At 74.9% G+C, this 6,819-nt stretch carries 7 protein-coding genes; 2 read left to right on the top strand and 5 right to left on the bottom strand.

Going from position 1 to position 6,819, the window contains the following annotated elements; genetic code table 11:
• Positions 1-20 precede the first annotated feature (20 nt).
• The 5 genes from DVA66_RS15060 to DVA66_RS15040 form a co-directional block, all read right to left on the bottom strand.
• A complete protein-coding gene (locus DVA66_RS15060; protein WP_114560817.1) occupies positions 21-1,391 on the bottom strand; it encodes a M14 family zinc carboxypeptidase in 1,371 nt (456 codons plus the stop codon).
• Between the two features lie 140 nt (positions 1,392-1,531).
• Positions 1,532-2,563, bottom strand: coding sequence for a TRM11 family SAM-dependent methyltransferase (locus DVA66_RS15055; RefSeq protein WP_114560816.1), 1,032 nt, complete (start codon positions 2,561-2,563; stop codon positions 1,532-1,534).
• Positions 2,560-2,943 (bottom strand): fluoride efflux transporter FluC, encoded by a 384-nt coding sequence (locus DVA66_RS15050; RefSeq protein ID WP_114560815.1) that lies wholly within the window; start codon positions 2,941-2,943, stop codon positions 2,560-2,562. Before DVA66_RS15050 ends, DVA66_RS15055 begins: the two co-directional genes overlap by 4 nt.
• The gene (locus tag DVA66_RS15045; protein WP_114560814.1) at positions 2,940-3,341 is read right to left on the bottom strand and encodes a CrcB family protein; all 402 of its coding nucleotides are present in this window, start codon (positions 3,339-3,341) and stop codon (positions 2,940-2,942) included. Before DVA66_RS15045 ends, DVA66_RS15050 begins: the two co-directional genes overlap by 4 nt.
• Before the next feature lies 1 nt (position 3,342).
• Positions 3,343-3,885 (bottom strand): inorganic diphosphatase, encoded by a 543-nt coding sequence (locus tag DVA66_RS15040; RefSeq protein ID WP_269801631.1) that lies wholly within the window; start codon positions 3,883-3,885, stop codon positions 3,343-3,345.
• 119 nt (positions 3,886-4,004) lie between these two features.
• Here DVA66_RS15040 and dacB point away from each other — a divergent pair, with 119 nt between their 5' ends.
• Together dacB and DVA66_RS15030 are read left to right on the top strand one after the other, a co-directional pair.
• Positions 4,005-5,462, top strand: coding sequence for a D-alanyl-D-alanine carboxypeptidase/D-alanyl-D-alanine endopeptidase (gene dacB, locus DVA66_RS15035; protein WP_114560813.1), 1,458 nt, complete (start codon positions 4,005-4,007; stop codon positions 5,460-5,462).
• A 183-nt stretch (positions 5,463-5,645) separates the two neighbouring features.
• Positions 5,646-6,683: a zinc-dependent metalloprotease gene (locus DVA66_RS15030; RefSeq protein WP_114560818.1), complete on the top strand. Its 1,038-nt coding sequence runs from the start codon at positions 5,646-5,648 to the stop codon at positions 6,681-6,683.
• Positions 6,684-6,819 lie beyond the last annotated feature (136 nt).

Here is a 6,819-nt window from a genome sequence, read left to right as displayed (position 1 = left end):
CGGGGGAGGGGAGGCGCGGGTCAGCAGGTGGCCAGCGGGGTGGCCTCGGTGAGGCGGTACTGCGAACGCTCGTCCAGCAGCAGCGGGATCAGCCCGCGGGTCGGCTGGGCCAGCTCGACCACCCGGTCGCCGTCCTCGGTGCGGGTGACCTCGATCCCGTGCCGGGCCAGGGTGCGGCCCAGGCTGCGCACCTGGTCGTCGTCGAGCTGGTAGCCGCACATCGGCTCGGGCTCGACCAGGTCGGGGTCGGTCGGGATCATGTCGTCCTGGCCGCCGAAGTAGATGACTCCGGACTGCTCGGCCCCCGCGGTGGTCTGGCGCTCCGCGGCGGCCGCGGTCGCCTCGGCCAGGCGCTGCGGGTCCTCCTGCACCAGCTCCAGCGAGCCCAGCGCGCTGAGGTAGTTGACCTCCACCCGGCGGCGGTTCATCAGCGACTCGTCGGCCTCCTCGGCCTCGTCCAGCGGGTCGTTGGCGGTCTCGCTCAGCATCCCGACGACGTTGACCAGCCCGGCGTAGTTGCGCAGGATCCGGCCCTGGTCGTCACCGGCGACCTGCAGGAACGGCTCGCCGTCCTTGACCAGCTGGCCGTACACGCCGGCGGTGTAGCCCTCCGCGGTGACCCGTCCGGCCGCGTGCTCGGCGCTCATCTCCTGGGCCAGGTCGCGCAGCTCGTCGTCGACGTTGCGGTTGCGCGGCCACAGGTGCAGCAGGTCGGTCTCGTAGTACTCCCGCGGCCCGTACTCGTGCAGGTCGTTGAGGATGTCGGGCTTCCACTCCCGGATGACGTCGACCACCGCCCGGGCCTCGGGGGTCTCCAGCGCCAGGTAGTCGCGGTTGACGTCGACGTCCTGCGCGTTCTGCCGGGTGTCGGCCACCCAGCCGTCGGGGTTGGCGTTGATGAACAGCACCGTGGTGCCCTCGAGGAAGTCGGCGACCGCGGCGTCGGTGCTGAGCGCGAGGTCGCGGGCCAGGGCCATGCAGGACTCCCGTCCCGACGGCTCGTCACCGTGCACGGAGCAGACGAAGAACGCCACCGAGCCCTCGGCGGCCTCCTGCTGCGACTTCGGGCCGGGCTCGCCGACGGCGACCAGCTGCAGCGGACGCCGCTCCACGCTGCGTCCGATGGTGCGCACCGAGACCCGCTGGCTGGCCGTGGTCAGCTCGCGGTAGAAGGCGACGGACTCCTCGAAGGTGGTCCACTCGCTGCCGCCCGCCTCCTCGAACGGGGTGGGCAGCTCCTCGGCGGCCGGCGCCAGTGCCGGGCCGAGGCCGCCCCCGGGGGTGACCGGTTCGGCCGAGGCGGAGCTGCCGGCGACCAGGCCGGAGCAGGTGAGGGTCAGGGCGACCGCGCCGCCGACCAGCAGGCGGGCACGGGACGGGCGTTCGGGCATCGGGGCTCCTCGGGGTGCGACCCCGAGACCTCCGGGTGGTGCCAGCAGCGGTGCTGGGCGAGGACGGGGTTGTCCCAGCAGACGCCCGCCGGACGCCGGTTGTCAACGCCTCCGGCCGTTCCCGGCCGGGGCGCGCGTGCTCAGACCTTGCGGGCCACCATCAGGTCGCGCTGGATGGAGGCGTCGACGCGGTGGGCGAGCTGCAGCCACGGGCCGCCGTCGAACGGCTCCAGCCCGGCCGCCGTCAGCACCTCGGCGAGCTCCTCCCGGGTCATCTGGAGGGTGTTCCAGGAGATGCCGAGCGCGCCGCCGTCCTTGAGCTGCCCGGCCCAGACCGGCACCGCCTCCCGCAGCAGCGCGGCCGCCGAGCGGTCCCGGCGTCCGCTGACGCCGCGGACGTCGCTCCGGCTGCCGTGCACCACGCCGTAGGGCGCGTCGGTGACGACCGCGTCGAATGTCCGGCGCCCGTACAGCTCGGCCGACTGCCGGGTGTCGCCGCTGAACGCGGTCAGCCGCAGCACCGGACCGTCGGCCGGGCGCACCTCGACGTCGAGGCGGCGGCCCAGGCTCTTGCCGTCGCGGCGGACCGGGCTGACGTCGGCGGTGTGCTTGAGCCGCTTGCGCCGCAGCCAGGTCTTGAGGAAGGCCGCCATCTGCTCCAGCGCCTTCACATCGGCCTCCACCCCGGCGGCGTGGTGCCCGGCCAGCCAGGCCGTGGTCAGCGTGGTGCCGCGGCCGCAGAGCGGGTCGAGCACCGTCAGCGGGCCCTCGGTGCGGGTGCGCACCTGCGCCAGGGTGACGTTGAGCAGCAGCCGGGTGAACAGCTCGTTGGTCTTGCCCTGGTACTTGGGGATGGTCACCAGGTCGTCGTCGAGGACGTCGGTGGAGGGCACCTCGACCGGGCGCAGCAGCGGGTCCTCGGCGGTCCCGGCGCGCTCGAACGTGGCCAGGTGGGTGGAGTGCCCGGCCAGCACCCGCAGCGCGTCGGCGTCCAGCTCCGGCACCTCGAAGCCGAGGTAGTCGACCCCGGCGAGGGTGACGGGCCGGACGTCGGTGAAGGGTCCGCAGAGCTCGAGCTCCGCGGCGGCCAGCGGCGCCGCGCCGGCGGTGTAGACCCGGTTGGCCGACGGCGCGACCAGCATCAGGTGGGTGTGCTCCTGCGGTCCGGTCATGGGGTCAGACTCTCCTGCAGCCAGGTGCCCAGCAGCAAGCCGAGGGCCGCCGCGAGCAGCCCGGCGCCCAGGCTGAGCAGGGCGTAGCCGGCGGCGGTGCGGTGGCGCCGGTGCTCCAGCAGCACCACCAGGTCGAGGCTGAACGCCGACCAGGTGGTCAGCGCCCCGCAGAACCCGGCGCCGGCCAGCGCGAGCGCGGCCGACCCCGCCGGCAGCGCGGTCACCGCCGTGCCGAGGGCCAGCGAACCGGCGACGTTGGCGGCCAGCACCCCGCGCGGGAACCCGTCCCGGGTGGGACCCAGCACCGTGGTCAGCCAGCCGCGCAGCGCCCCGCCGGCGAACCCGCCGAGGGCCACCGCGAGCAGCGTCCAGCCCGTCACCGCCGCACCTCCGCCCGGACGTCCCGGTCGCGGCGCAGCAGGCGGGCGAGCACCAGCCCGGCCCAGGCGGCCAGCGCTCCGAGCAGCGTCATCGCTGCCAGCTGGGCGACCGCCACGACCGGCCCGGCCGAGCCGACCACCAGCACCACCACGGCGGAGAAGGTGGTGAACCCGCCGAGCAGCCCGGGGCCGAGCAGCGGTGTGAGCCAGCGCCCGGACCGGTGTCCGCGCAGCAGACCGGTGAGCAGACCGAGCAGCGCCGCCCCGGTGAGGTTGAGCGTCCACAGCGCCCACCCGCCGCCGGCGGCGGTGTCCAGGAGGAACCGCAGGACGGCCCCGACCGCGCTGCCGGCCGCGACCAGCAGCACGTGCGTGCCGGTCGGCGGCGGGGTGGTCACCTCAGTGGAGGTTGACGTTCTTCTTCTCGAAGACGGTGCCCCTGGCGCGCTCCAGGCTGGCCCGGATCTCCGCCTCGGCCTCCTCACGGCCCACCCAGGTGGCGCCCTCGACGGACTTGCCCGGCTCGAGGTCCTTGTAGACGGTGAAGAAGTGCTCGATCTCCCTGACCATCATCACCGGGACGTCGGAGATGTCGTGCCAGTGGTCGCGGCGGGGGTCGGCCAGCGGCACGCAGACCACCTTGTCGTCACCGCCGGCCTCGTCGGTCATCCGGAACATGCCGATCGCCCGGCACTCGATCAGGCAGCCGGGGAAGGTGGGCTCGGGCACCAGCACCAGCGCGTCCAGCGGGTCGCTGTCCTGGCCGAGGGTCTGCTCGATGAAGCCGTAGTCCGAGGGGTACTGGGTCGAGGTGAACAGGGTCCGGTCGAGCCGGATCCGGCCGGTCTCGTGGTCCATCTCGTACTTGTTCTTGCCGCCCTTGGGGATCTCGATGGTGACGTCGAAGACGATGCCGACCGGGGGACGGGAATCGCGTCCCAGCTGACGATCCGGCTCGGCATACTCTTCAGTCACTGTGACTCCCCTGTGCGTCGACGAGAACCAGTCCAGTGGCGCCACTGGTTCGTGGACGCAGACTCTAGCGTGAGGACGACCTGCTCTTGACCGCGGAGACGCCTTCCTCCGACGATCGCCCGCGTGACGGCGACCACACCGCCCGACGGCTGAGCACCGGTCCCCGCGGGGTGCTCACCGGGCTGGTGGCGCTCGTCGTGGTGCTCGCGGTCGCGGTCGGCGCGGCCACCCTGTGGGGCCGCTCGGCGCTGTACGCCACCGGCCTGCTGGTCGACGGCGGGCAGCCCACCGTCGACCCGTCCGCGCTGGACCCCGAGCCGACCCCGGTGGTGGTCGAACCCACCCTGCTGCCGGCGCCGGAGGAGGGGACGCCGGTGGATGCCGCCGCGCTGTCCGAGGCGCTGCGACGCGTCCCGCGCACCGACGTCGGCGGCCGGCTCGACCTGCAGGTGGACGACGTGGCCACCGGCACCACGCTCCACCGCGAGGGCGCGCAGCCGGGCATCCCGGCGTCCACGCTGAAGCTGCTGACCGGGGCGGCGGCGTTGCACCTGCTCGGCCCCGACCACCGCTTCACCACCACGGTGGAGCGTCGCGGCGATCAGTGGGTGCTGGTCGGCGGCGGCGACCCGCTGCTCACCCTGGTGCAGGAGCGGGGCTACCCCGAGCGGGCCAGCCTGCAGCGGCTGGCCGAGCAGACCCGCGACGCCGCCGAGGCGGCCGGCCTGGGCACCATCACGCTGACGGTGGACGCCGACCTGTTCGAGGGCCCGGACTGGAGCCCGACCTGGCCGGAGAACTACCGCGACCAGGTCACCCCGGTGGTGGCCCTGGTGCACGACCAGGGACAGCTCCGCGGGACCAGCCCCGGCCCCCGCGAGGCCGACCCCGTGACCGCCGCCGCGGACCGGTTCACCGGGCTGCTGGAGGAGGCCGGGGTCTCGGTGCAGCGGGGCGGCGCCGCCGCCGACGGCGAGGGCGAGACGGTGGCCGAGGTCAGCTCGCCGCCGGTCTCGGTGCTGGTCGAGCAGATGCTGCAGCACAGCGACAACGACATCGCCGAGATCCTCCTCCGCCAGGCGGCGGTCGCGGCCGGCGAACCGGCCACCTTCGAGGGCGGCGCGACCGCGGTCGCCGGGGCGCTGGCCGACCTCGGCGTCCCCACCGACGGCGTGGTGACCCGCGACGGGTCCGGGCTGTCGCGGGAGAACCGGCTCGGCGCGCCCACCCTGTCGGTGCTGCTGCGACTGGCGCTGTCCGACGACCACCCCGGGCTGCGGGCCCTGGTCACCGGTCTGCCGCTGGCCGGCGGCACCGGCAGCCTCACCACCCGCTACGCCGACGCCGGCTCGGAGGCCGGGTTGGGGCAGGTGCACGGCAAGACCGGCACCCTGCGCGGCACCCACAGCCTGGCCGGCTACACCCGCACCGCCGACGGGCGGCTGCTGGTGTTCGCCTTCCTCGTCAACGACGCCGCCAACGACTACGCCGCCCGGGTCTGGCTCGACCGCGCCTCCGCCGCCGTCGCCGCCTGCGGCTGCTGACCCGCCGCCAGCGTCCTGAGCCTGTCGAAGGACTCGGAACCCGGCGAGCAGGACGGCCTCGCCACACCCTGTCCATAGCGGCCCATCAGCGCCGTAGGGCGCCTGTTGCGCCACCATCGACAGGTTCTGGCGGAGAACGTGCAGGACGCCACCGGTTCGCCGGCCGCCCGTAGAGTGCCGGTCATGACCGGAGAGGGGCCCGACGGCCGGCTGCCGCAGCTGGACGCCGCCCTCGCCAGCCGGACGGGTGCGCGGCTGGTCCGACCCGGGCCCCGGGTCTCCCCGGCCGAGGCCGCGCAGGTGGTGGACGCCCTGCGCCGGCACGCGCGGGCGGCCGAGCAGCACATCCGTGAGACCACCCGGCTGGAGGCCCCGGTGGCGCGTCCGACCCTGGTGGTCGACCGGGCCCGCTGGATCGAGGCCAACGCCGCCACCTACAGCCGCGTCCTGGCCGACCTGGACGGCGACCCCCGGCGGCGGCCGGTGCAGACCGCCGCCACCAGCGTCCAGCTCGGCGCCCTGCTGGCCGTCCTGGCCCAGCGGGTGCTCGGCCAGTTCGACCCGTTCGACGCCGACGGCGGCCGGCTGCTGCTGGTCGCCCCCAACGTGGTGCACGTGGAGCGCGAGCTGCGGGTGCCTCCGGAGGACTTCCGGCTCTGGGTCTGCCTGCACGAGGAGACCCACCGGGTGCAGTTCGGCCACGCCCCGTGGCTGGCCGAGCACCTGCGCGGGATCGCCGGCCGGCTGCTGCGCACTGCCGACCTGGGCGGCGCCGAGACCCTGGCCAGGCTCGCCAGCCAGATCGGTCGCCGCCGCGGACGTCGGACGGGGTCGGCGGCCGAGGGCTCCCTGGCGGTGCTGCTGGCCACCCCGGAGCAGCGCGAGCTGGTCGACCAGGTGACCGCGGTGATGTCGCTGCTGGAGGGGCACGCCGACGTGATGATGGACCGGGTCGGCCCGGCGGTGGTGCCGAGCGTCCGCCAGATCCGGGCCCGCTTCACCGGTCGCCGCTCCCGTCGCGGGCTCGACCTGGTGGTCCGCCGGCTGCTCGGGCTGGAGGCCAAGCTGGCCCAGTACCGCGACGGCGCCGCCTTCGTCCGTCACGTCGTCCGGCGGCGCGGCGTGGACGGCTTCAACACCGTGTTCACCGGACCGGAGATGCTGCCCACGCTCGCCGAGATCCACCAGCCGACCCGCTGGGTGCAGCGGGTGGGGGTCTGAACCGTGGCCCGCCGGGCCCTCGGATCTGCCGCCCTGGAGGTGGCCGGTGCGGTGGTGCGCGCACTCGGACGCCACGGCGCGGACCGGGCCGACCCCGGGCGTCCGCGGCCGGTGGTGGTGGGCTGCTCCGGCGGCG

This window comes from Desertihabitans aurantiacus (assembly GCF_003344635.1).
Lineage (GTDB): Bacteria > Actinomycetota > Actinomycetes > Propionibacteriales > Propionibacteriaceae > Desertihabitans > Desertihabitans aurantiacus.
Note: the sequence above shows the minus strand (reverse complement) of the source record. Positions and strands in the feature narration are given on the sequence as shown.